Origin of the sequence: Mesorhizobium sp. M7A.F.Ca.MR.362.00.0.0, assembly GCF_004023175.1 — a bacterium.
In the GTDB taxonomy this organism is placed as follows: Bacteria; Pseudomonadota; Alphaproteobacteria; order Rhizobiales; family Rhizobiaceae; genus Mesorhizobium.
Window position 1 is genome coordinate 1 of the sequence record NZ_RZTF01001182.1, and the last position, 224, is coordinate 224.

Annotated in this window: 1 pseudogene; it reads left to right on the forward strand. The window is 64.7% G+C overall.

Annotated elements, in window-relative coordinates:
- A pseudogene (locus EOC06_RS39555) lies at positions 1-224 on the forward strand (IS21 family transposase); the annotation flags it as partial.

The following is a 224-nucleotide window of genomic DNA, read 5'->3' on the forward strand; positions in this document are numbered from 1 at the left end:
CCGGCGCTGAGACGTCTGCCGGCCGAGCCTTATGCCTTCGCCCTATGGAAACGCTGTCGGGTGGCGCCCGACTATCATGTCGAAGTCGACGGCAACTGGTATTCGGTGCCCTATCGCCTGATCCGCGAGCTCGTCGATGTCCGCATCGCCGATCGCACTGTGGAAGCCTTCTACAAGGGCGAACGGGTTGCCAGCCACGCCAAGTCCCCGGGCCGGCGCAACCA